Origin of the sequence: uncultured Arthrobacter sp. (genome assembly GCF_947495145.1) — a bacterium.
Classification (GTDB): domain Bacteria; phylum Actinomycetota; class Actinomycetes; order Actinomycetales; family Micrococcaceae; genus Arthrobacter_D.
Map to the genome: position 1 here is coordinate 1 of NZ_CANLXP010000046.1, position 1,300 is coordinate 1,300.

1 protein-coding gene and 1 other annotated feature are annotated in these 1,300 nt (G+C 64.6%); the gene reads left to right on the forward strand.

The features are described 5' to 3' along the window. The first annotated feature begins 50 nt into the window (after window positions 1-50). A protein-coding gene (locus Q0877_RS17030) for an IS3 family transposase (protein ID WP_299170035.1) occupies window positions 51-1,270 on the forward strand; the annotation gives its coding sequence in 2 pieces (ribosomal slippage) (window positions 51-330 and window positions 330-1,270; 1,221 coding nt in all). Then, window positions 329-442 (forward strand) — a sequence feature (AL1L pseudoknot). It overlaps the preceding gene by 114 nt. Window positions 1,271-1,300 lie beyond the last annotated feature (30 nt).

Genomic DNA, 1,300 nt, shown 5'->3' on the forward strand with positions numbered 1-1,300 from the left:
TGAACCGCACCGGGTTTGATGGAGACATCGATTACCCGGAGGATGATTTCATGGCAGCACAGCGGAAGTACCCGATCGAGTTGCGTGAGCGTGCGACTCGGATGGTTTTGGAGGCACGCAAGAATCCGGCGACGAGGACCGGCGCGTTCGGGCGTGTCGGTGAGCAGCTCGGGGTGAACCCGGAGGCGTTGCGGACGTGGGTGAAGCGGGCCGAGATCGACGAGGGCTCGCGCCCTGGTACGACGAGCAGCGATGTGGAGCGGATCTCCGAGCTTGAGCGGGAGGTTCGGGAACTGCGGCGGGCGAACACGATCCTGAAGCAGGCGTCGGCTTTCTTCGCGGCGGAGCTCGACCGCCCGTCGAGGTGATGTGCGCCTTCATTGAGGAGCACCGTGACGAGCACGGGGTCGAGCCGATCTGCAGGGTGCTGCAGATCGCCCCGAGCACGTACTATGCCCACCGGACCCGGCCCGCCTCAGCAAGGAGCGTCCGGGACGAGAAACTGACCGAGGAGATCAAGACGGTGCACAAGGAGAATTACGGGGTTTACGGGGTCCGGAAGGTCCACGCGCAGCTGCGCCGGCAAGGGCACGAGGTTGCCCGGTGCACAGTGGAGCGGCTCATGCGCGCCGAGGGCTTACGCGGAGTTTCCCGGGCCAAGGGCCCGCGGACCACGAGACCGGCACCGGAAACCGGCAGGCCGCAGGACCTGGTTGAGCGCCGGTTCACCGCGGAAGCGCCGAACCGTCTCTGGGTCGCCGACATTACTTACGTGCGCACCTTCGCCGGCTGGGTCTACGCCGCGTTCGTGCTGGATGTCTTCTCCCGCCGGATCGTGGGCTGGCAAGTGGCAACCAGCCTCTACACCGAGCTGGCCTTGGACGCCCTGGAAATGGGTATCTGGTCCCGCACCAAGGACGGCGCGGACCTGACCGGTCTGGTCCATCACAGCGACCGCGGCGTCCAATACCGGGCCATCCGCTATGCCGAGCGCCTCGCCGACGAAGACGCGGTGGCATCCGTGGGCTCCCGCGGCGACAGTTACGACAATGCGATGGCCGAGGCGCTGAATTCGCTGTTCAAAGCCGAACTGGTCCGGAACAAAGGCCCCTGGAAGGACATAAACCACCTCGAAGTCGCCCTCGCCGAATGGGTCGATTGGTACAACCACCGACGTCTCCACGGTGAACTCGGCCACGTCCCACCCGTCGAATACGAACAACAACACGCCGGCGTCAACGCCGGCCTACTAACTACGATTTCCAACTAAAAATCTCTCCACCAAACCCGGGGCTTGACA